General features: G+C 74.4%; 20 protein-coding genes. 10 read left to right on the top strand and 10 right to left on the bottom strand.

Annotated elements, in window-relative coordinates; genetic code table 11:
• Window positions 1-47: 47 nt before the first annotated feature.
• A complete protein-coding gene (locus tag ACF08F_RS28325; protein ID WP_392301356.1) occupies window positions 48-884 on the top strand; it encodes a 3-hydroxybutyrate dehydrogenase in 837 nt (278 codons plus the stop codon).
• A gap of 78 nt (window positions 885-962) precedes the next feature.
• On the top strand, window positions 963-2855 hold the full coding sequence (locus tag ACF08F_RS28330; protein WP_392301357.1) for a helix-turn-helix domain-containing protein: 1893 nt from the start codon (window positions 963-965) through the stop codon (window positions 2853-2855).
• Window positions 2856-2916: 61 nt separating this feature from the next.
• On the opposite strand, the gene ACF08F_RS28335 is transcribed toward ACF08F_RS28330, so the two are convergent.
• Window positions 2917-4284, bottom strand: a complete 1368-nt coding sequence (locus ACF08F_RS28335) for an MFS transporter (protein WP_392301358.1) — start codon at window positions 4282-4284, stop codon at window positions 2917-2919.
• Window positions 4285-4508: 224 nt separating this feature from the next.
• Here ACF08F_RS28335 and ACF08F_RS28340 point away from each other — a divergent pair, with 224 nt between their 5' ends.
• Window positions 4509-5012: a GNAT family N-acetyltransferase gene (locus tag ACF08F_RS28340; protein WP_392301359.1), complete on the top strand. Its 504-nt coding sequence runs from the start codon at window positions 4509-4511 to the stop codon at window positions 5010-5012.
• On the opposite strand, the gene ACF08F_RS28345 is transcribed toward ACF08F_RS28340, so the two are convergent.
• Window positions 4993-5550, bottom strand: a complete 558-nt coding sequence (locus ACF08F_RS28345) for a PadR family transcriptional regulator (RefSeq protein WP_392301360.1) — start codon at window positions 5548-5550, stop codon at window positions 4993-4995. The two genes, ACF08F_RS28340 and ACF08F_RS28345, sit on opposite strands and share 20 nt — an antisense overlap.
• A 105-nt stretch (window positions 5551-5655) precedes the next feature.
• Between ACF08F_RS28345 and ACF08F_RS28350 the strand changes: the two genes are divergently transcribed.
• Both ACF08F_RS28350 and ACF08F_RS28355 read left to right on the top strand, forming a co-directional pair.
• Window positions 5656-6423 carry an alpha/beta fold hydrolase gene (locus tag ACF08F_RS28350; RefSeq protein ID WP_392301361.1) on the top strand — a complete coding sequence of 256 codons (768 nt, stop codon included), beginning with the start codon at window positions 5656-5658 and terminating at the stop codon, window positions 6421-6423.
• Window positions 6424-6626: 203 nt separating this feature from the next.
• Window positions 6627-7124 (top strand): GNAT family N-acetyltransferase, encoded by a 498-nt coding sequence (locus ACF08F_RS28355; protein ID WP_392301362.1) that lies wholly within the window; start codon window positions 6627-6629, stop codon window positions 7122-7124.
• A 30-nt stretch (window positions 7125-7154) separates the two neighbouring features.
• On the opposite strand, the gene ACF08F_RS28360 is transcribed toward ACF08F_RS28355, so the two are convergent.
• The 7 genes from ACF08F_RS28360 to ACF08F_RS28390 all read right to left on the bottom strand — a co-directional run bounded on the left by ACF08F_RS28360 (window position 7155) and on the right by ACF08F_RS28390 (window position 15818).
• Window positions 7155-8051: an ABC transporter permease gene (locus tag ACF08F_RS28360; RefSeq protein WP_392301363.1), complete on the bottom strand. Its 897-nt coding sequence runs from the start codon at window positions 8049-8051 to the stop codon at window positions 7155-7157.
• Window positions 8048-9073 carry an ATP-binding cassette domain-containing protein gene (locus tag ACF08F_RS28365; RefSeq protein ID WP_392301364.1) on the bottom strand — a complete coding sequence of 342 codons (1026 nt, stop codon included), beginning with the start codon at window positions 9071-9073 and terminating at the stop codon, window positions 8048-8050. The genes ACF08F_RS28360 and ACF08F_RS28365 overlap by 4 nt, the downstream gene beginning before the upstream one ends.
• A gap of 115 nt (window positions 9074-9188) precedes the next feature.
• Window positions 9189-9344 carry a VenA family class IV lanthipeptide gene (locus ACF08F_RS28370; protein ID WP_392301365.1) on the bottom strand — a complete coding sequence of 52 codons (156 nt, stop codon included), beginning with the start codon at window positions 9342-9344 and terminating at the stop codon, window positions 9189-9191.
• Between the two features lie 73 nt (window positions 9345-9417).
• Window positions 9418-12189: a class IV lanthionine synthetase LanL gene (lanL, locus tag ACF08F_RS28375; protein WP_392301366.1), complete on the bottom strand. Its 2772-nt coding sequence runs from the start codon at window positions 12187-12189 to the stop codon at window positions 9418-9420.
• Between the two features lie 214 nt (window positions 12190-12403).
• Window positions 12404-14773 carry an ADP-ribosyltransferase domain-containing protein gene (locus tag ACF08F_RS28380; protein WP_392301367.1) on the bottom strand — a complete coding sequence of 790 codons (2370 nt, stop codon included), beginning with the start codon at window positions 14771-14773 and terminating at the stop codon, window positions 12404-12406.
• Window positions 14774-14904: 131 nt separating this feature from the next.
• On the bottom strand, window positions 14905-15243 hold the full coding sequence (locus tag ACF08F_RS28385) for a hypothetical protein (protein WP_392301368.1): 339 nt from the start codon (window positions 15241-15243) through the stop codon (window positions 14905-14907).
• A complete protein-coding gene (locus ACF08F_RS28390; protein ID WP_392301369.1) occupies window positions 15219-15818 on the bottom strand; it encodes an RNA polymerase sigma factor in 600 nt (199 codons plus the stop codon). Before ACF08F_RS28390 ends, ACF08F_RS28385 begins: the two co-directional genes overlap by 25 nt.
• A 332-nt stretch (window positions 15819-16150) precedes the next feature.
• On the opposite strand from ACF08F_RS28390, the gene ACF08F_RS28395 reads away from it, so the two are divergent.
• A complete protein-coding gene (locus tag ACF08F_RS28395) occupies window positions 16151-17233 on the top strand; it encodes an LLM class flavin-dependent oxidoreductase (RefSeq protein WP_392301370.1) in 1083 nt (360 codons plus the stop codon).
• A gap of 71 nt (window positions 17234-17304) precedes the next feature.
• Here ACF08F_RS28395 and ACF08F_RS28400 read toward each other — a convergent pair whose 3' ends face one another.
• On the bottom strand, window positions 17305-18402 hold the full coding sequence (locus ACF08F_RS28400; protein ID WP_392301371.1) for a prephenate dehydrogenase: 1098 nt from the start codon (window positions 18400-18402) through the stop codon (window positions 17305-17307).
• Window positions 18403-18669: 267 nt separating this feature from the next.
• Here ACF08F_RS28400 and ACF08F_RS28405 point away from each other — a divergent pair, with 267 nt between their 5' ends.
• Genes ACF08F_RS28405 through ACF08F_RS28420 form a run of 4 tightly spaced genes read left to right on the top strand, consistent with a single transcriptional unit; the run spans window position 18670 to window position 23668 of the window.
• A complete protein-coding gene (locus ACF08F_RS28405) occupies window positions 18670-19170 on the top strand; it encodes a flavin reductase family protein (RefSeq protein WP_392301372.1) in 501 nt (166 codons plus the stop codon).
• Window positions 19171-19217: 47 nt separating this feature from the next.
• Window positions 19218-20732, top strand: coding sequence for an FAD-binding oxidoreductase (locus ACF08F_RS28410; protein ID WP_392301373.1), 1515 nt, complete (start codon window positions 19218-19220; stop codon window positions 20730-20732).
• 45 nt (window positions 20733-20777) lie between these two features.
• Entirely contained in the window at window positions 20778-21989 is a 1212-nt protein-coding gene (locus ACF08F_RS28415) for an acyl-CoA dehydrogenase family protein (RefSeq protein ID WP_392301374.1), read from the top strand.
• Complete coding sequence (locus tag ACF08F_RS28420; RefSeq protein WP_392301375.1) at window positions 21986-23668, top strand: AMP-binding protein; 1683 nt, start codon at window positions 21986-21988, stop codon at window positions 23666-23668. Before ACF08F_RS28415 ends, ACF08F_RS28420 begins: the two co-directional genes overlap by 4 nt.

Genomic DNA, 23668 nt, shown 5'->3' on the forward strand with positions numbered 1-23668 from the left:
CGGGGACCACATCGGTGGGGGACCGGCCCGTTCATAGGGTGCCGAGCATGAGCGCCCCGATCGGCACCACCCCCGGCCCCGGGTCCCACCCGGCCCCGCCCGCCCCGCAGCCCGCCGTCGTCGCCCTCGACCTCACCGGCCGCACCGCGCTCGTCACCGGCGCGGCGAGCGGCATCGGGCGGGCCTGCGCACTGCGCCTCGCCGCCGCAGGGGCCCGGGTCAGAGCCGTCGACCGCGCGGCCGAGGGGCTGGAGAGCCTGGTGGGCGAGGCCGCCGGCCTCGCCGGGAGCGTCGAGGCCCGGCACCTCGACCTCACCGACCTGGACGAGGCCGAGCGGGCCGCCGCCGGAGCCGACATCCTCGTCAACAACGCCGGACTCCAGCTCGTCCGCCCCCTCCAGGACTTCCCGCCGGACGTCTTCCACACCGTGCTCACCGTGATGCTGGAGGCGCCCTTCCGTCTCATCCGGGGCGCGCTCCCGCACATGTACGCCCAGGGCTGGGGGCGGATCGTCAACCTCTCCTCCGTCCACGGCCTCCGCGCCTCCGCCTTCAAGTCCGCCTACGTGGCCGCCAAGCACGGACTCGAAGGCCTCTCGAAGACCGCCGCCCTCGAAGGCGCCCCGCACGGGGTCACCTCCAACTGCGTCAGCCCCGGCTACGTACGCACCCCGCTCGTCGAGCGCCAGATCGCCGACCAGGCCGCCGCCCACGGCATCCCCCGCGAGCGGGTCCTCTCGGAGGTGCTGCTCCAGGACTCGGCCCTCAAGCGGCTCATCGAGCCCGAGGAGGTCGCCGAGGCCGTCCTCTACCTCTGCACCCCCCAGGCCTCCTTCGTCACCGGCACCTCGCTCACCCTCGACGGCGGCTGGACCGCCCACTGAGCGACCCCCGCGGTCGCGGTGGCGAAGGTCGTCCACAGGGGTGGTGCGACCACACGTCCGGCAGGTATCCCTGTGTCCATGTCCCACGAACACGTCTCCTACCTGGAACTCCTCGCGCGGGGAGCCGCCACGGAGGCCTACGACCGGCCCGCCCTGCTCGCCCGCGCGAGCGGCGCGGGCCCCCAGGAGCTGGCCGGGCTCGAAGAGGCCAAGGTCCTCGCCCTGCGCGTTCGGGCCGAGCTGGAGGGGCGCCGCCGCCGCGAGGCGGAGCTGTCCGCGCTCATCGAGACCGCCCACGACCTCGCGGGACTCCGCGACCTCGACGCCGTGCTGCGCGCCATCGTGCAGCGCGCCCGCTCGCTCCTCGGCACCGAGGTTGCCTACCTGAGCCTCAACGACCCGGTCGCGGGCGACACGTACATGCGGGTCACCGAGGGCTCCGTCTCCGCGCGCTTCCAGCAGGTGAGGCTCGGCATGGGCGAGGGCCTCGGCGGGCTCGTCGCCCAGACCGCCCGCCCGTACGTCACGGACGACTACTTCCAGGACGAGCGCTTCCAGCACACCCGGACGATCGACACGGCGGTACGGGACGAGGGCCTCGTCGCCATCCTCGGCGTCCCGCTCAGCCTCGGCAGCCAGGTCATCGGCGTCCTCTTCGCCGCCGACCGCCGGGCCAGGGTCTTCGAGCGCGAGCAGGTCGCGCTGCTCTGCTCCCTCGCCGCGCACGCAGCCGTCGCCATCGACACGGCCAACCTGCTCGCCGAGACCCGCTCGGCCCTCGCCGAGCTGGAGCGCGCCAACGACATCATCCGCGAGCACAGCGGTGTCATCGAGCGGGCCTCCGAGGTCCACGACCGGCTCTCCGAGCTCGTCCTGCACGGCGGCGGCGTCCACGACGTGGCCGAGGCGGTCTCCGAGGTCCTCGGCGGCACCGTCGAGTTCACCGAGGCGCACGCCGGCTCGGCCCGCCGGGCGGAGGGCCACGCCGTCCGCGAGGGCGACGACTGGGTGGCCGCCGTCTCCGCCGGCGGCGAGCCCCTGGGCGCCCTCGTCCTCCACGGCCGCCCCGAGCTCGACCCCGTCGACCAGCGGACCCTGGAGCGGGCCGCGCTCGTCACCTCCCTGCTGCTGCTCGCCCGCCGCTCCGCCGGCGAGGCCGAACAGCGGGTGCGCGGCGAACTCCTCGACGACCTCCTCGACGCCCCCGACCGCGACCGCCGCCTGCTGCGCGAGCGCGCCGCCCGGCTGCGCACCGACAGCACCGCGCCCCACGTCGTGCTCGCCGCCCGCGTCGACCGGGCGGGCGGCGCGGCCGACACCGACACCGGCCGCAGGGAGAGCGCCGACCGGCGGCGCCTCGGAGCCGCCGCCTCGCACCTCGCCGCCACCCGGCACGGGCTCGCCTCCGCCCGCGACGGCGGCACGGTCCTGCTGCTGCCGCTCGGCCCCGGCGAGAGCGCCGCCGACCTGGCCCGCCAGACCGCCCGCCACCTCGGCGACACCCTGCGCGAGCCGGTCACCGTCGGCGCCTCCGCCCCCGTCGGCGCGCCCCTGGACCGTCCGGACGAGGTCGGACCCGCGTACGAGGAGGCCCGCCGCTGCCTCGACGCGCTCCGGCTCCTGCACCGCACCGGCCAGGGCGCGGCCGCCGAGGACCTGGGCTTCCTCGGGCTGCTCCTCGCGGACAGCCGCGACATCGACGGCTTCGTCGAGCGGACCGTGGGCCAGGTCGTCGCCTACGACCGCCGCCGGGGCACCGACCTCGTCCGCACCCTGGACGCGTACTTCGCGAGCGGCATGAGCCCCGCCCGCACCAAGGAGGAACTGCACGTCCACGTCAACACGGTGGCCCAGCGCCTGGAGCGGGTCGGCCGGCTCCTCGGCCCGGACTGGCAGTCCCCGGCCCGCGCCCTGGAGATCCAGCTGGCCCTGCGCCTGCACGCGCTCGCCGGGGCGGTCCCGGGGACCTGACACGGAAAGCGCCCCCGTGCCACGCCCGTGAGGGCGCGGCACGGGGGACTTCGGGCCTCCGTCAGACGTCGGCGCCGACCCGGGGCCGGTCGGCGGTCCGTTCGGCGATCTCGCCGAGGTCGCGCTCGCGGGTCTCCTGGGCACAGGCGACGGCGACGACGGTGAGCAGCGCGGCGGCGATCACGTACAGCGCGATCGGGGTCGAGTTCCCGTGGTCGGCGAGCAGCGCGGTCGCGATGAGCGGCGCCGGCGCTCCGGCGGCCACGGAGGAGAACTGGGCGCCAATCGAGGCGCCGGAGTAGCGCACGCGGGTCGCGAACATCTCGGAGAAGAACGCGGCCTGCGGTGCGTACATCGCCCCGTGGAGGACCAGGCCGACGGTCACGGCGAGCAGCAGAGAGCCGAAGGTGCCCCGGTCGATCAGCGTGAAGAACGGGAACATCCAGGCGCCGACGCCGATGGCGCCGATCAGGTACACGGGGCGGCGGCCGAGCCGGTCGGAGAGCGCGCCCCAGAGCGGGATCACCGCGAAGTGGACGGCGGAGCCGATGAGGACGGCGTTCAGGGCGGTCTGCTTGGAGAGACCGACCTGGGTGGTCGCATACACGAGGATGAACGCGGTGATCACGTAGTACGAGATGTTCTCGGCCATGCGGGCGCCCATCGCGACGAGCACGTCCCGCCGGTGGTGACGCAGGACCGCGACCAGCGGGAGCTTCTCGGCCTGTCCGGCGACCGCCTCGCGCTCCGCGGCGGCGGCGAGCGCGGCCTTGAAGACGGGCGACTCGTCGACGGAGAGCCGGATCCAGAGCCCGACGATCACCAGGACGCCGGAGAGCAGGAACGGGATGCGCCAGCCCCAGGAGGCGAAGGCGGCGTCCGAGAGCAGCGCGGTGAGCGCGGACAGCACACCGGTCGCGAGCAGCTGGCCGGCCGGCGCGCCGGTCTGCGGCCACGAGGCCCAGAACCCGCGCCGCTTCGCGTCGCCGTGCTCGGACACGAGGAGCACCGCCCCGCCCCACTCGCCGCCGAGCGCGAAGCCCTGCACGAGGCGCAGGACGGTCAGCAGCACCGGGGCGGCGGAGCCGATGGCCGCGTGGGTGGGCAGCAGCCCGATGGCGAACGTCGCCCCGCCCATCAGGAGGAGGCTCAGCACGAGCAGCTTCTTCCGCCCGAGCCGGTCCCCGTAGTGCCCGAACACCAGCGCCCCGAGCGGCCGGGCGGCGAACCCGACGGCGTACGTCAGGAAGGACAGCAGGGTCCCGACGAGCGGATCGGACTCGGGGAAGAACAGCTTGTTGAACACGAGCGCCGCGGCGGACCCGTAGAGGAAGAAGTCGTACCACTCGATGGTGGTGCCGATGAGGCTGGCGGCGACGATGCGCCTGAGGGAACCGGGTGGCGTCGGGGAGGTTGTCGAGGCGGCCATCTGCACCACTTCCAGGCAAGGGCGGGGACGATTCGGTGTCGCCACACCGTAGGAAGTGGCAGGTCAGCGTCGTATGTGCGGGGACACCATAGTTCGGTTCCCCGGCATGCGCCCTGCCGCCATGGGTGCGCTCGCGTCCGGAGTGACGGTCCTGACGAGGCGAGGGACGGCAGCACGGGCGGGTACGGAGGTGGCGCGCGTGACCCGTGAGGCAGAGTGTGACCATGTCTGCATTCGAGAAGATGACGTACCACCTGGAGACCGAGCGACTGATCCTGCGGCCGTGGGCCGAGTCGGACGCCGCCGAGTTCACCGAACTCCTCCGCGAGCGCGACAAGGGGACCTTCACGGTCGAGCGCACCCGGGAGGGCATCGTGGAGCTGCTCGCCGCGACGGAGGAGACGGGGATCGCCCTGCTGCCGATCCAGCGCCGCGAGGAAGGCGACTTCATCGGCTACTGCGGGCTGATCATAGGCAGGGCCTCCCTGGAGGAGCCCGAGATCGCGTACGAGCTGTTCCGCCACGCGCACGGGCGCGGCTACGCGACGGAGGCGGCCGCCGCGATCGTCGAGGCCGCCGCGGCGACCGGGCGGAAGCGGCTCTGGTCGACCGTCGGCACCTGGAACGCGCCGTCGCTGCGGGTCCTGGAGAAGCTCGACTTCGAGCGGGACCACAACTCCGTGGAGGAGAACGGCGAAGTGGTGTGGCTCACGCGCTCGTTGCCGTGAGGTCCGAGCCGCCCGAGCCGTCCAGGGCGGCGATCGTCTCGCGCAGCCAGGCGAGTTCGGCCCGGGACGTCGCCCGGGCGATCAGCAGGATGCCGCTGCGGAACGGATCGGTGATCCGCTCGGCGTCGAGCGGCCCGGCCTCGTCGTGGAAGAAGCTGGCGGGTTCCTCGAGGAACGCGAGGCGCCTTCGGAGTACGGCGGCCTGACCGGCGGTGTCGTCGAGGTGGCGGAGGAAGGCCAGCACGGTGAACCAGCGGTTCTCGTCGCTGATGTCCAACTGCTCGGGCGCGCGCAGCCGTTCGAGCAGTTCGGCCCGTCCTGCCGGGGTGAGGTGCAGGGTGTGCCGGGGGGCGGCGGTCGATCCGGGCTCGGTCTCGCGGACGAGCAGCCCGTCGGTTTCGAGGCGCTTGATCGCCGGATAGAGGGTGCCGTCACTGAGCGGGCGGACGTGGCCGGTCAGCGCGGTCAGGTGCCGGCGCAGTTCGTAGCCGTGCATCGGCCGGTCCCGAAGGAACCCGAGGATCGCGAGCTTGAGCATGGGCCCATGGTGACAGAAGGTGCGAGGTGCCGAGGTATATCGATGTCGCTATACCTCGGCATCGATGTATTGTCGCTCGGTCAGTCCACGAGCAAGGAGTCGGCCATGCGCCATGCCCCCGTGACACCGAACGGCGACCTGATCCGCTGGGTGGAGATCCCCGGCGCCGAGCCCACCCGGCTCTATCTGCACGGACTCGGCGCCACCTCGCCGGTCTACTGGGCAGCGGCCGCCGCACACCCCCTGCTGGCCGGCCGTCGGTCCCTGCTGCTCGACCTGCTCGGCTTCGGCATCAGCGACCGACCCACGGACTTCGGCTACACGCTGGAGGCGCACGCGGACGCCGTGGCGGCGGCGCTGGAGGCCGCCGGCGTGACGGACGCCGAGGTCGTCGCGCACAGCCTGGGCGGGGCCGTGGCGATCCTGCTCGCCGCCCGGCACCCGCACCTCGTCGCGAACCTCGTCCTGGTCGACTCCGTCCTGGACCCCTCCCCTCCGGAGCCGGCCCCCGGCAGCAGCGGCATCGCCGCCTACACCGAGGAGGAGTTCCTGGCCGAGGGGTGGGACCGCACCGCGGAGCGGGTCGGTCCGTTCTGGTGGTCCACGATGCGGCTCGCGGGACGCGAGGCGCTGTACCGCACCACGGTCCACCGCGCCCGCGGGACCACGCCCACCCTGCGCGAACAGCTCGCGGGCCTGTCCGTCCCCCGCACCTGCCTCCACCCGGAGGCCGACGGCGAACCGGCGGACGCGGCGGGCCTGCGTGCCTCGGGGGCGACCGTCCGGGCGATCCCCGACTGCGGCCACAACATCATGCTCGACAACCCCGAGGCCTTCGCGCGCGCGGTCGCCGAGGCCCTGACCGGCGGCTGACGCCCTGAACGGCGGCTGACGTCCGCCGACGCCGACGCCGACGCCGACGCCGGATCCGACCCGAAACCGACCGGCCCCGCGCTCTCCTCGCTCGGGGCCGCCACCTCTCGCGGCGTCAATTCCGTTGCCGTCCTTGCCGACGGCGGTCTACCGTCGGCCGGTCCCGCACCGCTCGTGCCCCGCTCCCGCCCCGGAGACCGCCCGTGCCCGTCCGCCCCGCCACCGCCCGCGACGCCGACTTCCTCCGGCGCATCCTGTGGGAGGCGTACAACTGGAACGGTGAGCATCGGTTCACCGCGGAGGAACTCGCGGCCGACCCGCGCGCCGCGCGCTACGTCCACGGCTGGCCCCATGGCGGCGATTTCGGGGTGGTGGCCGAGACCGACGCCGGCGACCCGATCGGGGCGGCCTGGGCCCGGTACCTTCCCGAGGACCGGCCCGGGTACGGATTCGTCGCGGCGGACGTCCCCGAGCTGACCCTCGGGGTGCTGTCCGCGCACCGCCGCCGAGGACACGGCCGGACACTCATGGAGGCCCTCGTCCGGGCCGCCGCGGAGCAGCCCCGGCCGGTCGCCCGGCTCAGCCTGAGCGTCGAGGACGGCAACCCCGCCGCGCACCTCTACACCTCCCTGGGATTCGTCAGGGCCGGGCGCGAGGGCGGCTCGGACACGATGGTCCTTCGTGTCCCACCCAGCGGCTGACGACTGCGGTCGGAGTCCCGGGGCGGCCGGTCACTCCGGGCGGCTGAAGCGACGCGCGGCCCACAGCAGGGCGACCGCGCCGCCGGCCAGGAGGAGGGCCGCCTCCAGAAGGAGCGGGGGCTGCCAGTCGGCCCAGGTGATGCCGGAGGTGCCGGACCCGCCCGGTACGTACCGGGCGACGCAACGCCGGAGCAGGTCCACCGCGTACGCCAGAGGATTGACGGCGGCCAGACCCGCGGCCCAGCCGGGCAGCGCGCTCAGGGGGAAGAAGCCGCCCGAGAGGAAGAGCAGCGGCATCATCACCACGCCGAGGAGCGTGTGGAACGTCTCCGCCCTGCGGAGCGTCACGGCCAGTGCGAGCGCGAGCGCGGTGATGGTGAACGAGGCCAGGATCATCCCGGCCAGGAGCGAGACCAGGAGCAGCGGATCGTAGGGCAGTCCGACCGCGCCGACGAGGCCGAGCAGCACGGCCCCCTGGACCGTGGCGGTCAGCGTGCCGCCGGCGCACTTCCCCAGGAGGATCGTCGAGCGGCCGACCGGAGCCATGAGGAGCTCGCGCAGATAGCCGGTCTCCCGGTCGGTGATCAGACGGATGCCGACCATGACGGCCGGTGTCTGCACCGTCATCATCAGCATGCCGGGGAAGAGGTACGTCCGGTAGTCGACGCCCAGGGAGGCACGGGGGATGAGGGCGGCGAGTCCGCCCCCGAGGACCAGGAGGTAGAGCACGGGGTGGAGCAGCATCAGCGCGGTGCCGACGCGCTGCCCGGCCAGGCGCAGCAGGTCACGGTGGACGAGGGCGTGGATCGCGCGGAGCTCCCGCCGCAGCCGGGCCGTCCGTCCGCCGCCCGACGGGGAGGCGCCGGCGGAGGCGGCGGTGTCCGGGGCGCCGGCCGCGTCCTCCGCCCGCAGCGCGGAGGTGGTCATCGGCCGCCTCCCGCGGTGACGAGGCTGCGCCCGGTGTGGTGGAAGAAGACGTCGTCGAGCGTGGGCCGGGACGCGGAGGCGGTGTGGACGGCGATGCCCGCGTGCTCGAGTGCCGTGCAGAGGCGGGGAATCCAGGCGCTCCCGTCCGGCACGCGCAGAGCGATCCCTTCGGCGTCCACGGTGACGGCCCGGTCCGGCGGCGTGATGCCGCACACGACCTTCCGCGCCGTCGTGTCGTCGCTCGTGCGCAGCACCACCCGGTCGTCCCCGATCGCCGCCTTCAGCGCGTGGGGCGTTCCCTGCGCCACCAGACGCCCGCGGTCGATGATGCCGATCCGGTCGCAGTTCTCCGCCTCCTCCAGATAGTGGGTGGTGACGAAGAGCGTGCTGCCGTACCGCTCGCGCAGCCCGCTCAGATGCTCCCAGACCTCGGCGCGGGCATGCGGATCGAGCCCGGTCGTCGGCTCGTCGAGGAAGAGCACCCGGGGCGCGTGCAGCAGGGCCCGGGCGATCTCGAGGCGTCGCCGCATACCGCCCGACAGGGTGCGCACCGGCGCGCGCCGCCGGTCGGTCAGCCCGGCCGTCTCCAGCGCCTCGGCGGTACGCCGGCGGATCTGGCGGCGGGGAAGTCCGTAGAGCCGCGCGTGGATGCGGAGGTTCTGTTCGGCCGTGAGGTCCGCGTCCAGCGTGCTGTGCTGGAACAGCATGCCGACGTGGCGCCGCACCTGGTGGGGCCGGGTGAGCACGTCCGCGCCCGCGACCGTCGCCTGACCGGAGGTGGGGCGGGCCAGGGCGCACAGCAGGGCGATGGTGGTGGACTTGCCCGCGCCGTTGGGGCCGAGGAAGGCGAAGGTCTCGCCCTGGGCCACGTCCAGGTCCAGGCCGCGCACGGCATGGGTGGTGGTGCCCCGGGGGCCCGGGTAGCTCTTGACCAGACCGCGGGTGCTGACGGCGGGGGCGGGCTCGGGAGGAGCGTTCGGCGCGGGGGATGCGGGGCCGTCGTCGCCCGTGGATGGCTGCATGGTGGTCCGGTCCTCTCGTCGCGGGAGCGGGCGGGACGCGTCACGCGTCCCGCCCGCGCCGTCACTCCGGCCGGCGGCTGCCCGGGACAGCCGCCGGCCGGACGGTGCCTGCTGTCTAGGCGCAGCTGATGCCGATACAGACGGTGTTGAGGAGGGTCAGCAGGCCGACGCACTCGCACGTCGCGGCGTACGGGGCTCCGTCGACGCCGACGGGGTCGGTCTCGGGAAGGGCGTGGAGTCGGGCCAGCAGTTCGAGGTCGTTGTTCTCCATGCGGATCTGCTCCTTCTTGTTACTGACGAGCCCTGAGGGCTTCCTGTGGTGGGAGCGGCGGACGGTCCGCCGCTCAGCCCGGTACCTGGACCGTCCAGTGCCGGGAGTCGTGGTGCCGGAGCCGTACGAGGAAGGCCAGGATTCCGGCCGATCCGTCGCTCCAGCTGGTCGAGACGTCCCCGTACTCGTTGGGGAAGACCACATGGCCGTGCCGGTGGGTCCGTTCGGCGAGGAGCAGGCGGGACACGTCCTCGGCCATGGCGCGGTAGACGGGATCACCCGTGGCCTCGGCCATGTCGAGGAGGAAGTCGCCGTTGCCCGCCAGCCCGTGGCACTGGGTGAGGGCGGCGCGGGAGGCGCGCTCCATGACGGCCCGCGTACTGCGGCGGGCCAGGTCACCGAACCGGTCGTCGCCGGTCGCCTGCCACAGGCGTACGAGGAAGGCCCCGATGCCCGCCGAGCCGTGGCACCAGTACGGGGCCGTGGGCAGGTCCGAGGCCTGGGCCGGCCACTGGGCGGCCTCGCCGACGAGTACGGCCTCGGCCAGCAGGTGCTCGCCGGCCGCCTCGGCCAGTTCCCGGTGCTCCGGTCGCCGCGAGACGGCCGAGACGGCGAGCAGGAAGCTGGCGATACCGGCCAGGCCGTGGGCGAAGCCGAGGTAACGCTTGCCGGACTCCGGGGAGGCGGCGGGTGCCGTGGCGTCGGCCTCGGAGGCAGCGGCATCCGGCGGAGCGCCCTCCGAGGAGGCCGCTTCCTCGGATGCGGCCTCCGCGGGGACCGGCCAGCTCACCGCCGTCGCGTCGCGCTGCACGGCCGCGGTCAGCCGGTCGGCCGCGTCGACGGCCAGCTCGGCGAAGCGCGGGTCACCCGTCCGGTGCCACAGGTGGAGTGCGGCGAGGCCGCTGCCCGCGGTGCCGTGGGTGATGTCGTGATGGGGCGTCACCTGCTGCGGCGCCAGCGCCAGGGCCAGCGCGTGGTCCGTGAGCCCGCCGTCCCCGACGGCGCGCCCGGCCTCGTACAGCGCCCAGGCGGTGCCGCGGCCCCCGAAGTGCAGGCCGGGGCGCGGCGCGGAGAGGGGATCGGTGCGGGCCGCGATCCAGCGTCCCGCCGTGGCGATCGGGCCGGGCAGCCGCGGGTCTCCGGTGAGTTCCCAGTACCGCGTCAGCACCGCCAGGACTCCGGCCGCACCCTGCTGCACGGTGCACGGATCGCTCTCCCCGGCCATGGTGGACACGGGCCACAGGCGCCGGTCGTCCTCCGGGGTCATCGAGTCGACGAGGTGGCCGACGATCCCGGACACCGGATCCTCGGGCGCGTCCGCCCGCGCCGCCCGGGGGACGCGAGGGCTCACCGGTCGGACCAGGTCCGTCCGCCGGAGGGCCTCGCGGGCCCGGTCGGGGTCCCACCGCTCGGCCGGGTCGTCCTTCATCAGCCCGAGGACCAGCTCGACCAGGCCGGACGGCAGCCCGAGCGGCCGACTGCAGGAGGTCAGCCACGCGGCGAGCCGCTCTTCCGGGGGCGTGGTGGCGGGCTCCTCGGGCAGCAGGTTGGGCACCTTCCCCGCGAGGACGAAGCACACGGTGGCGCCGAGGCTGTAGTAGTCGGCCGTCGGAGCGACGGGTGCGTCGACCAGACGCTCGGGGGCGCTGAAACCGGGGGTGCCGACCCGGCTCGGCAGCGCGGTCCCGACGTCCAGGACGGCGAGCTCCAGGTCGATGAGGCGGAGCTCCCCGTCCGGGCGGACCATGATGTTGCCCGGGGTGAAGTCCCGCAGGACGCAGCCGTGGGCGTGCGCTTCCGCGACCAGGTCCACCAGACGGGCGACCTGTGCGAGGGCGTCGGCGCGGTAGCGCTCGGCCCCCGCGTCGCGGAAGTGCTCGGCCACCCAGGTGCGCAGGGTCACGCCCGGCACCTCGTCCTGGGCCAGGAACAGGTGCCCGCCGTGCTCGAACAGCGCCCGCGGCTCCGGGGCCAGGCCCGTGCCCCTGAGCTTCTCCAGGGTGCGGGCCTCGGCGCGCAGCCAGTCGCGGACGTCACGGCCGGAGGCGTCTGCCTCCACGTGCGGCCGGGCCTCCTTGATCACCACCAGGTCGCCCGTACGGACGTCGCTGCCCCGGTAGACGCCGCCCTTGTTGGTGTGGCGGATCGCCTCCCGTACCGCGAAGTGACCGCCGAGCACCACCGGCCCGCCCGTCGCGCTCCCGCCGGCCGTGCTCCCGGTGGTGCGCGCGGGCCGTGGCGCCGCCGGTACGGGGGCGGGGAACGGGGAGACCGCCCAGGAGGGAGGGGAGTACCGACCTGTGCGCTTGTCCTCCACGGGATTGCCGTCGGGGTCCTCGATGAACCACACCAGCAGGCCGTCGTCCGAGAGCCGGCGCCGGCCGACGAAGGAGCCGTACCGGTAGTGCACCAGGGAGTGCGGGGCGTAGGGCTGGTCGGACAGGATGCGGGGGCCGGACAGCCCCGCCGTGGCCCGGTGCAGGTCCCGGGCGAGCCGAGCCGCCTCGGCGTCGGACGCCGGGTACACGGTGAGGAACTTGCCGGAGCTTCCCCTCGGCGTGGCCCGGGAGTTGAGCGCGCTCACCTGCTCCAGCGAGCGGGCGAACTTGAACGCGGACCCCTCCCGCAGGAGCACCTCCAGGGCCTTGTCGAGGACCGCCGCCGCCGAGGCGGTCGTCGCCGACAGGTGGAGCTTCCAGCCCTGCTCGCGCCGCACCCTGGCAGGGGGCGTGACACGGCACCACATCTCGTCCGAATCGGCCGTCCAGCGCGCGTCGGCGTCCATCGCGCGCAGGGCCTGACCGAGCAGGCCTTCCAGCTCAACTCCGGTAACGTCGCTCGTCATTGACCGTCCCTCTCAACGGTGAGTGCCGCTGATCGGAAGGTGCCCGATGGAATAGGCAGACCAACGCGCAGACCCCCGGATTCACTTGATCCGGCGAGCGCACACGGCGCTGCGGCGGTCCTCACGGACGCGCCCCGGCGCAGTCGGCGGCGCACGGCGCCGGTCCCGCCGACCGGTTACTCCGCCCGAGGGGACCGGCTCGCCGCGCCCCGCCTCAGGACACCAGGCCCTGCCCCTCCAGCTCGGTCAGCCGTACGGTGCACAGGCCCCCGCGCTCGGCCTTCACCTCGGTCACCTTCAGCTGCGTGCCCGGCGCGAGGAGGTACTCCTCCTCACCGGTGAACGCGGAGAACCGCCGGATCCCCACCGCACGCGCCGGCGTCACCTCGAACAGGGTCCGCCTGCCACGGCTGCCGAGGAACGCCTTGGCCACACTCAGCTCGGACGTGCACGAGGACACGCCCCACCACGTCACCGTCCGCCCCAGCGGGTACTGGGACCGCAGGTCCAGCGCCACGCCCCGCCACAGCGGCTCCGTCCGCGCCGGCAGCCCCGCCACCGCCGAGAACAGCAGACGCAGGTACGGCAGGTACGGCACGAGCCGCTCCCGGTCCGGGGAGCGCAGGACGGCGTTGATCTCGCGGTAGAAGGCCGACTCGCACGTGTACAGGTACAGCGCCGAGATCGCGTCGGCGGACAGCCCCTCCCCGGCCGGCCCGTCCGCCGCCTTCGCCGCCTCGGCGAGCTTGGCCTCCGCGAACCGGCTCGACCGCTCGATGTGCCGGTCCAGGTTCGCGAGGACCTCCGACACCGGCTCGACGGCCTTCCGGAAGTCCATCACCGGCGTGTCGAACACCCCGGTGATCGGCGGCAGGACGAGCCCCTCGTCCTTGACGCTCGTGAGCCGCTCCAGATAGAGCTGGTGCAGCTCCATCGTCGACGCGATGAACGCGCCCATCCGCTCCGAGACGGCGGCACCGCCGGCCGCCCCGTCCGCACCCCCCGAGGCCTGGTCCCAGCCCTTGCTCGGCAGCCAGTCGACCGGCTCGGCACCCACCGCCGCCAGGGCGTCGTTCACCCGCGCGAAGTGGTCGCCCTCGCAGAAGAGGTCACCCTGCGCCGCCGGGTTCGCGTGGTCCAGGTGCCGGACCTCGACCCCCGGGTACTTCTTCTCCAGCCGCTGCACGACCCGCTTCAGGCTGCGGGCGTGGGCGCCCCACCAGGCGAACACCACACCCCGGTCCTCCTCCGGGCCGTCCTGCTTCGCCCGCAGGATCTCCTCGACGATCTGCTCGGCCACGGGCCGCCAGAACGACGTGTGCCGGTCGGTCGGGAGCGCCCCGTCGGCGCTCGCCGTGAGGGAGGCGTTCAGCAGGAGCACGCCCTGGGTGAGCATCGCCTGGAACCACTCCGGCGGCTGGACCGTGTCCTCCTTCTTCAGCAGCGCCCGGAGGTCGGCGATCGGCGTCTTCTTGGCGATGCCGTACTTCCACATCGCGGCCGCCTTGATCAGGCAGCGCATGCTGACCACCCGGCCGAACTGGCTGTCCTTCCAGTCGCCGAAGGTGTTGTCGAACATGGCGATGCCCGTCGCGCTCTCCGGCCGCGGATACGGGTTCTGGCCGAAGGCGACGACCTTCCACTTCTGCGGCGGATGCGGCTTCAGCGCCTGGAAGGTCAACTCCCGCACCGGAACGACCTCCGGACTCCGCTTCGGGCCGATGAAGCCGGCGGCCCCCGGCTGCGCCTCGATCACCGGAGCCAGCAACGGCAGCCACGGCTCACCGCCCCCGGCGAACAGCTCGGTCAGCCCCAGCGGATCCCCGGCGGACACCCCCTTGGGCGCGGACGTCTCGGAGGGCACGGAGACCCCCGCGGACGCGGTCCCTTCCGAAGGCGCGGACTCCTCCGAGGGGGCGGACGTCGCCCCGCCCGTGGCCGGAACGTTGATCCGCACCCGCTGCGACGGTCCCGCACCCTCGATGTCGTCGAGCTGCCCCAGCACCGCGGCCCGCAAGGCGTCGTAGTCCGCGAACCCGTGGTCGTGGAACAGGGTGTAGCCCGTCCACATCAGATTGGCGCACACCGTCGCCGGCACCCGCCCCGTCCGCGCGCCCATCCCGACGAGCGCCACGGACCGGATGCTGCCGGGCAGCGCCAGGTTCTGCAGGTGCACCGCCTGGAACGCGGCCGCGCAGGCCAGGGCCACGTTCATCGTGTCGCTGACGTTCTGCGAGGACTCCCGCATGGTCGGCGTCGAGATCAGATACCGCGGCACCGCCGCCCCCGACGGGACGCACACCGCGCTGCCCACCGGCAGACTCCCGCCGAACCCCTCGCGGATCGCCCGCTGCACCCGCACCTGGATCCCGGCGCCCAGCCGGCGCTTCACCAGCGCGTCGACACCACCGTCCATCCGGCCCCGCGCGTTGGTCGGGGACACCCAGGCGTCGACGTCCACGTCGAGGAGGGAGCCCTTCCGGATCTCGACCTGGGGCGTGTCCGCGAAGGCGGACCGCCACGCCGCCACCACCTCGTCGTTGACATCGACCAGAACGACCTTCAACGCACGCTCGACACCCACGAATCCACCTCTCTCGCACACGCTCTCGAACATCTCCGAAGCTACCGCCGCCCACTGACAACGCCGCCGCACGGCCGAGAGGGGACCCGGCGTCGACCGACGCCGGATCCCCTCCTCGCCGCGGCCTGCGGCTACTCCGCGGCCTTCGCCGCCGGGTGGGCCTTGGAGAGCGTGCACACGCCGTCCTCGCACTGCCGCTCCAGGCGGCCCCGCGAGACGGTCTGCGCCAGCCCGACCAGCCAGCAGGTCGGGCAGCCGCGGAAGGCGATCAGGGCCAGCGGGGCCGCGAGCAGGGTGGCCGGGCCGGCCACCGGCACCAGGGCGATCGAGCCGACGATCAGCCCGAACCCGACGGCACCGCGCGCCAGATGACGCGGGACGGACCTGCTGGCGAAGTCCCGCACGGGCGCGGCGGAGCGCTCCTGCCGCACGGGGGTCACGGTGTTCACGGTCGTGGGTCTCCTCCCCATGGTGGGTCGACGGCGGCACCGGGTGTCCGGCCGGTCGCCGCCAGGGATCGGCGCAGCGTCGTACGCGCCCTGTGCAGACGGGACTTCATGGCCGCGCCGCTCAGGCCGAGCGCGTCGGCGACGGCCCTGCCGGGCAGGCCCTGGATGTCCCGCATGATCAGGACCTGCCGCTGGTCGCGGGGGAGCGCGCCGACCGCCGCCGCGATCCGCTCCACCTCCAGCCGGTGCAGCACCGACTCCTCGGCGGACGGCCCCTCACCCGCCTCCGGTTCGTCCGGCGCCCCGTCGCGCCGCGTGGCCAGCAGCCGTACCTGCCGCAGGCATTCGTTCCGGACGATCCGGAACATCCACGAGGCGAGCGCGCCCGTCGCCCGCAGGGTGCCGATCTTCCGGTAGAGGATGATCAGCGCCTCCTGCGCGGCGTCCTCGGCGTCCTGCGGCGAGGCGCAGAGCGACAGGGCGAACTTGCGCACGTGCGGCTGCGACTGCACGACGACGGTGGTGAGCGAGCTGAGGTCGCCGTCCTGGGCGGCCTTGATCAGCCGCTCGTCCGGCCAGGTGAAGCGTCGGTTCATGTCCTACTCATAACTCATGCGCGGCGGGCGGTCCGTGGCGCGGGCGCCGGTCAGCCCCGGCTCCTGTAGCGGCGCGTCAGATGCCAGCTGCACGCGCCCACGAGCACGACTCCGACGACGACGAGTGCGGTGACCACGATGGGTGTCTCCTCCGGGTTCCACCGGCCCGGTCGGCCGGTACACGCCCATAGGAGCCGCGGAGGTCCGGAAAGGATTCACCTTCTTTTCCGCAAGACGAGCGGACCGGCCGCGCCACGTACGTCTTCGGCCAACATTCCTTCCCTATCAAGTGAGTTGGGAATGTTGCCGACCCGCCTTCCGTTGTCGCGGGCATGACTGCGTCCAACAGCGAATTCATCCGTGGCACCGCGCGGGGAACCGCCCCCGTACCGCTGTCCGTACTCGACCTCGCGGCCGTCGGCGAGGGCACCACGGCCCGGGAGTCGCTCCAGGCCTCGGCCCGACTGGCCCGACTGGCCGAGGCCCGCGGCCTCCTCCGCTACTGGGTGGCCGAACACCACTCCATGCCGGGCATCTCCAGCAGCAGTCCGGCCGTCATCCTCGCCCACCTCGCGGCCCAGACCCGCACCCTCCGGCTCGGCTCCGGCGGCGTCATGCTGCCCAACCACGCCCCGCTCGTGATCGCCGAGCAGTTCGGCACCCTGGAGGCGCTCGCACCGGGACGGATCGACCTCGGCCTCGGCCGCGCGCCCGGCACCGACGGCGCCACGGCGGCGGCGCTGCGGCGGGCCGGCGGAGGGGAGAGCGACGACTTCCCGGCCGAGGTGGCCGAGCTCATCCGCTTCCTCCGCGACGACTTCCCCGACGGGCACCCCTACCGGCGCATCCACGCGGTGCCCGGGCCCGTCCAGGGCGAGGTGGGACAGCCGCAGGTGTGGCTCCTCGGCTCCTCGGGCTTCTCCGCCCGCCTCGCCGGGCAGCTGGGCCTGCCGTTCGCCTTCGCCCACCACTTCTCCGCGCGCAACACGCTCCCGGCCCTGGAGCTGTACCGGTCGAGCTTCCGGCCCTCCGCCACCCTGGCCGAGCCGTACGTCGTGCTCGGCGTCTTCGCCTTCGCCGGGGACGACGCCCAGGAGGCACGGCGGCAGGCCCTCACCGGGGCGCTCGCCACGGTACGGCTCCGCAGCGGCCGGCCGGGACTGGTCCCGACGCCCGAGGAGGCCGAGCGGCACGTCTTCACCGAGCAGGAGCGCGCGGTCCTCGGCACCTGGCTCGACAACGCCCTCTACGGCACGGCCGACGAGGTCAGGGCCGGGCTCGACGAGCTCCAGAAGCGGACCGAGGCGGACGAGCTCATGCTCGCCATGAACTCGCACGGCCCCGACTTCCGCGTGCGGTCCTACGAACTCATGGCCGACGCCTACGGGTTGCCCGCCGACGCGACGACGGACTGACGCGACGGCTGCAGACGTGACGACGCCGGGCCGATGAGCCGGCCCGGCGTCGTCACCCCTCCCTCGACCTCTCAGGGACCCGCCGCCACCGTGACCCGCCAGCCGTCGTCGGCGAGTCGGCGGCGGACCGCCTCGGCCGTGGGCGCGGGGGCGGCGAGCAGCGCCGACAGCTCCGTGTCCGCGTCGGACCAGCTCAGCCGGATGCCGTCCGCGTCGATGCCCGAGCCCTCCGCCGCGTCGATCAGCCGGTCCACCTCGCCCGGCCCGCCGTCGAGCGGGACCGTCAGCGTCACCCGCTCCACCGCGACCCGCCCGCCCGGCTCGTACACCGCCTCCCAGCCCTCCCGGCCCCGCTCCAGGAGGTCCACGAGCGAGGCCAGGGCCTCCTCCGACTCCGGCCCCGACACCTCAAGGGCGTTCAGCGCGCGCGTCAGCGCCTCCAGGTCCTTGCGCAGGTCGCCGAGGATCTCCGCGATGGCCGGCCCGTTGGACCGGACGATGTCCGTCCACAGCACCGGAGAGCCCCCGGCGACCCGGATCACGTCCCGCACCCCCTGCCCGGCCAGGGCGAGCGCCTCGCGGGACGCCCCGCCGAGGCGCGCCGCCATCAGGGTCGCCACGAGGTGCGGCGCGTGGGAGACGAGGGCCACCGCCCGGTCGTGCACGCCCGGCTCCATCACCAGGGGCACGGCACCGCACAGCGCGACGGCGGACAGCACCCGGTTGAGCGTGCCCGACGAGGTCTCGGGGCCGGGGGTCAGGACCCAGGTGCGCCCCTCGAAGAGCCCGGCACGGGCGGCCAGCGGCCCGGACCGCTCGCTCCCCGCCATGGGGTGGCCGCCCACATAGCTCGGACGGTGCACCCCCGTGTGCGAGACGGCCAGCGCCGTCGCCGACTTCACGCTCGCCACATCGGTGTAGGCGTGCGCGAGGCCTCGTCGCTGCTGCTCCGCGAGCACCTGCGCCACCCGTGTCGGCGGTACGGCGACGACGGCCAGGTCGACCGGCTCCGGAGGCGGCCCGAAGACGCCGGCGCCGCGCGCAGCGGCCACCCGCGCCGCCGACTCGTCGGCGTCGAGCAGGTGGACGTGGACGCCGCGGCGGGTCAGCGCGAGTCCCATGGACGTGCCGATCAGCCCGGTTCCCACCACTGCCGCAGTGCGAATCACTGTTCCCCCTCATCGCCGGTTCGTCGGTGCGCGGGAGCGCCCGCCCCGGCGCAGCACCGGTCCGGCCGCTCCTTCTTCGCGACGCTCGCAGTGTGACCGCAACCGGGTGCCCGGTTCTCGGCCGACCGCGCACGGCAAGTACCGCATCAGCGCACTTCGGGCATTCGCGAACGCGACAGAGCGCATGCGCGGGGACAGCACAGTCGCCCCTCGGCGGCCCATAACTTGCAGTCGCCAAGGGCCGTCAGCGAACGAAGGAGGAACACCGTGGAACTCGATCTGCGCACGGTGATGCGGCACTTCGCCACCGGCGTCGGGGTGGTGAGCACCTGGACCGGGACCCCGGGCGGCCCGGACGGACGTCGCCACGACGCCATCACGGTCAACTCGCTCGTCCCCGTCTCCTTCGACCCCCCGCTCGTGTCGCTCTCCCTGCGCCACGGCTCGGCCTTCCTCGCCGACCTCCTCGCCTCCGGGCGGTGGGGCGTGTCGATCCTGGCCGCGGACGGCGCCGAGACCGCGCGCCGCCTCGCCGGTTCCCGCGAGAGCCGGACGGAGGCCCTGGCCGACCTGCCGGCCGTGCCGGGACCGCACACCGGGGCCCTGCTCTTCGACGGGCCCGGCTGGATGGAGTGCGAACTCGCCGACTCGTTCACCGTCGGCGACCACCTCATGGTGATCGGCACCGTACTGGCCACCGGCGTGCGCGCTCCGCAGGACCCCTTGGTGTTCCTGCACGGGGCGCTCACCTCCGCCACCGGCCTGTGACCCGCGCCGGGTCCCACGCCCCACACCGTCCGTCCAGGGAGACCACCATGACCGAACAGTCCAGGGCCGTCGACGGACCCGCCGCCCCGCCCGCCCCCGTGAGGCCCGCACTGCGCAAGGCGCTGGACGCGGCCGTCCGGATCCTCGGCGCGGACCGGGTGTCGCTCCCCGAGGGCGACGAGCGGGCGACCCGCCTCCTCGGCCCCAACGCCAGTCTCTTCCGCGCCCGCCGGATCGCCGCGGTGCTGCGGCCCGCCACCGCCCGGCAGGTCCCCGAGCTCGTCGAACTCTTCGCCGGGGACCCCGAGTCGGGCAGCCTCCACGTCGTCAGCACCGGCCGCAACTGGGGCCTCGGCTCCCGCGAACCGGCCGACGACGACGTCGTCGTCCTCGATCTCGGCGGTCTCGACCGGGTCCGCGAGCTCGACCTGGAGGCCGGCTGGGCCGTCGTCGAGCCCGGGGTCACCCAGGGCCACCTGTCCCGGCTCCTCGCCCACACCCCGCGGCTCGTCAACGTCACGGTCTCCGCCGCCGCCACCAGCGTCCTCGGCAACGCCCTGGACCGCGGCGTCGGCCTGCGCGGCCAGCGCACCGACGACCTCGCCGGCCTGGAGGTGGTCCTGCCGGACGGCGAGACCGTACGGGTCGGCTGGTGGCCCACCGAGGGCCGCACGGCACCCGTCTACCCGCACGGCCTGGGCCCGTCGCCGCTGCCGCTCTTCGTCCAGTCCTCCCTCGGCGTGGTCACCGCCGCGGTCGTCCGGCTGGCGCCCCGGCCCGAGGCGCTGCGCGTGGTCCGGCTCGACTTCCCGCAGTCCGCGCTGAGCGAGGCGACCGACGCGGCGCGCCGCTGGGTCGCCCAGGGCCTCACCCGGGGCGTCCCGAGGATCTACGATCCGGCGGCGGCCCGCTCGTACGGAGGCTCCGAGGGCGAGTTCCTGGTGCACCTCCCCGTCGACGGCACGGCCGAGGCCGTCGAGGCCCTCACCGGCATCCTGACCGCCGAGGCCCGCCGCTCGGGGCTGTTCACGCAGGTGACGGCCACCGAGGCGATCGACCCCGCCCACCCGAACCACGAGGTCACCCGGCTGGTGGAGCGCGGCTACGCCGGCGACCCCGACATCGCCGACGTCCTCTTCCGGGCCAAGATGGGCGTGCCCGCCGACCGCGTCGACACCGAGGCCGGGTTCGTCTTCTTCCTGCCACTGCTGCCGTTCACCGGCGCGGACGTCTCCCGCGCGGACGGACTGCTCCGGGAGGCGGCCGCCGCGACCGGCACCCGCCTCTCGGCCACGCTGCACCTCCTCGGACCCGACCTCATCGACTGCGTGGTGGCGATGAAGTTCCCCCGCGAGGGCGACGCGCCCGAGCGGGCCCACCGCGCGCTGGACCTGCTCCACACCTCGTTCGCCGACGCCGGCTTCGGGCCCTACCGGCTGGACGTCGACCACGCCCACCTGCGCGACGCCCTCGCCGCCGATCCCGGCGCCCTCGCCCTGACCCGTCGGCTCAAAGCCGTACTCGACCCCAACAACGCCATCGCGCCGGGACGTTACCGCTGACCGCGGCAGCCCACCGGACACCAGTGAGACAGGGGACTACAGCACATGGTCACTTCACAGGAGGTCGCCGCCCGGCGTCCCGTCACCGCCCGGCCGACCACCCCGGAGGAGCTCCTCAGGCGCGCCGAGGGCCTCGTCCCGGTGCTGCGGGGCCTCTCCGACGACATCGAGAGGGCCCGCAGGCTGCCCGACGCGGTCGTGGAGAAGCTGCGCGACGCGGGCGTCTTCCGCATGGGCGTGCCCACCGAACAGGGCGGCCCGGGCCTCGACTCCGTCCAGCAGACGGAGGTGGTGGAGACCCTCGCCCGCGGCGACGCCTCCGCCGCCTGGTGCGCCATGATCGGCATGGACACACCCCTCTACGCCCAGTTCCTGCCCGAGTCCGTCGCACGGGAGGAGCTCAGCGATCCCGACGCCATCACGGCCGGACTGATCCTGCCGCTCGGCCGGGCCGAGCGCGTGTCCGGCGGCTACCGGGTCACCGGGCGCTGGGGCTTCGGCAGCGGCATCACCCACGCCGACTGGGTCGTGGCCGGCTGCTTCGTCCACCGGGACGGACGCCCCGAGCCCGGACCCGACGGCTCGCCCCGGCACTGGCGGATCATGCTGGCCCGCCGCGACGCGTTCGAGGTCCTCGACACCTGGCACACCACCGGTCTCGCCGGCAGCGGCAGCAACGACTACCAGGCCAAGGACCTCTTCGTCCCCGAGGAGCACTCCTTCAGCCTCGGTGCCCCGCGCGTCGAGGGCCCGCACTCCACGGCGGAGGCGATCCTGCGCAACATGCCCGGCGTGCCGCTCGGCGTGGCCCGCGCCGCGCTCGACCACGTACGGGAGCTGGCCGCCGGCCGGACCGACCGTGCCGCCGGCTCGCCCTGGGCCGACACCTACCGCGTCCAGATGGCCATCGCCGAGTCCGAGATGGAGCTCGGCGCGGCCCGGCACGCCGTCTACGGCAGCCTGCGCAGGCAGGCGGAGATCCTGGAGAAGGGCGGCGAGATCGGCCGCGACGACCGGGTGGACACCGTCCTCGCGCGCGTCAACGCCTTCCGGGTCGCCCGGAGCATCGTCTCCCGGCTGTACGACCTCGTGGCGACGACCGCCGTCTACCGGCCCTCGCCGCTGGACCGCTGGCTGCGGGACCTCACGACGATGCGCCAGCACGTGATCGCCCAGGACCAGGTCCTCCAGTCGGCGGGTGCGCACCTGCTCGGCGGCACCCCGTCCAACCCCTTCAGCCTGGGCATCGTGGCATGAGCGGACACCCGCGCGCGAAGGCCGCGGACCGGGCGGAGCTGAGCGGCGGGCCGCTGCCGGCGCCCTCGGTCGGCACGCTCGGCGAGGCGCTGCGACGGGCCGCGCGCGGCCCGCACGCCGTCGTCGTCGTCGACGGCACGGGCACGGCCGTCCGCAGGTCGTACGCCGAGCTGTACGCCGACGCGGCACGGAAGGCGGCGGAACTCGCCGCCGCCGGCGCCCGGCCCGGCGCGCGGGTGCTCCTCCGCACGAACCGCACCGGCGACCTGCTCACCGCCTTCTGGGCGTGCGTGCTCGCCGGACTCGTCCCCCTGCCCGTGTCGTACGGCTCCGGTGCCGACGGGCTCGCCGAGGCGGTCGAGGCCGTCGGAGAGGCCTGGCTGCTCGGCGACGCACCGCCCGGCCCGCATCCCCCGGGGCTGCGCCCCTTCACCGCGAACCCCCGCCCGTCCACCGGATCGCCGGCGCCGCTCGCCGCACGGCCCGACGGGACGGCGGTGCTCACCCTGACCTCGGGCAGCGGCGGCCTGCCCAAGGCCGTGCCGCTGACCCACCGTCAGATACTGTCCCGGGCCCACGGCACCGCGCTCGTGCGGGGCCTCGGCCCGGACACCCGCAGCCTCAACCGCATGCCGCTCGACCACGTCAGCGGCATCGTCATGTTCCACGTACGGGACGTCTACCTCGGCTGCCACCAGGTGCACGCCGACGCCGGCTGGGTCCGTGCCGACCCGCTGCGCTGGCTCGACCTGGCCGAGGCCGAGCGCATCGACACCACCTGGGCGCCCAACCGCGTCCTCGCGCTCCTCGTCGACCGGCTCGCCGAAGCGCCCGGCCGGTCCTGGGACCTGAGCCGGCTCCGCTACGTGATGAACGGCGGCGAGGCGGTCAAGGACCGCGTCGTCCGGCGGTTCGTCGAGGCGCTCGCCCCCCACAGGCTGCCGGCCACCGCCGTGCACCCCGGATGGGGCATGCCGGAGACGGCCTCCGGGGTCGTCGACGGGGTCTTCCGTCCGGCCGACGGGCCGCCCCGGCGCCATGTGCCGGTGGGGAAGCCGCAGCCCGGCGTGTCCGTGCGGGTCGTCGACGACGCCGGGCGGGTGGTGCCGGCCGGCGTCGTGGGCCGGCTCCACATCACCGGGGCGCCGGTCGCCGACACGTACCTCGTGGGCGGGACGGCGCGCCCGGCCCCGCTCTCGGCCGACGGCTGGCTGGTCACCGACGACCTGGCCTACGTGGCGGACGGCGAACTCACCGTCACCGGCCGGGCCGACGGCCTCATCGAGGCCGGCGGCGCACGGTGGCACGGGCACGAGATCGAGGACGCCGTCGAGGAACTTTCCTGTGTGCTCCCGTCCTTCACCGTCGCCCGCCCCCTCGCGGCGCTCGGCGCGAGCGGGGCGGGCGGTGCCACGGGCTCCGCCTCCGGCACGGGCTCCGCCGGGCTCGCGGTGCTGTTCCGGCCGCGGCCCGGGATCCCGCCGGACGAGGCGACGGAGCGGGTGCGCGAGCGGGTCCGGCGGCGCTTCGGTGCCGACCGGGTGCACGTCGAGGTCCTGACCGGCCACGAACCGCCCAGGACCGCCACCGGGAAGCTCCGCCGCCCGGCCGTCACCGCCGCCGGTCCGCCCGGCACACCGGCACCGGACCGACCACGTCCCTCCCACCGAGAGGCCTGA

Source organism: Streptomyces sp. NPDC015130, assembly GCF_043080005.1.
In the GTDB taxonomy this organism is placed as follows: Bacteria; Actinomycetota; Actinomycetes; order Streptomycetales; family Streptomycetaceae; genus Streptomyces.